Consider the following 304-nt stretch of genomic DNA (forward strand, 5'->3'; position numbering starts at 1 on the left):
TCGACCGTCACACGACCTGACCATCGTCACTCACATAACTCACACCGTCGACATCGAACGATGGAGCCCCTACCAGCGAGGTTTTGAGATATGTCAAAACTGCGTGCAGATAATGCGTGTGTCACAACCATTTCTGGCCAGAGGACCGTCGTACTTGTCGGTCCAGGCGGTTCCGAAAACGCACCTTTCTCTGAACAAGAATTCAAGCTTGGTAATCATGTGGAAGTCCTTCCCGAGATCGATCCGAATCCAGGCATTCCGAGGTCAGTTGTTGCCGATCCTCGTTTCATCGTGGCATCGACCT

General features: G+C 52.0%; 1 protein-coding gene. It reads left to right on the top strand.

Annotation, left to right across the window (positions count from 1 at the left end; translation table 11 throughout):
* Positions 1 to 90: 90 nt before the first annotated feature.
* The coding region (locus ASU23_RS34510) for a hypothetical protein (RefSeq protein ID WP_216637127.1) at positions 91 to 304 on the top strand (214 nt) is incomplete at its 3' end.

The sequence above is a fragment of the Rhodococcus sp. KB6 genome (genome assembly GCF_001445685.1).
Lineage (GTDB): Bacteria > Actinomycetota > Actinomycetes > Mycobacteriales > Mycobacteriaceae > Rhodococcus_F > Rhodococcus_F qingshengii.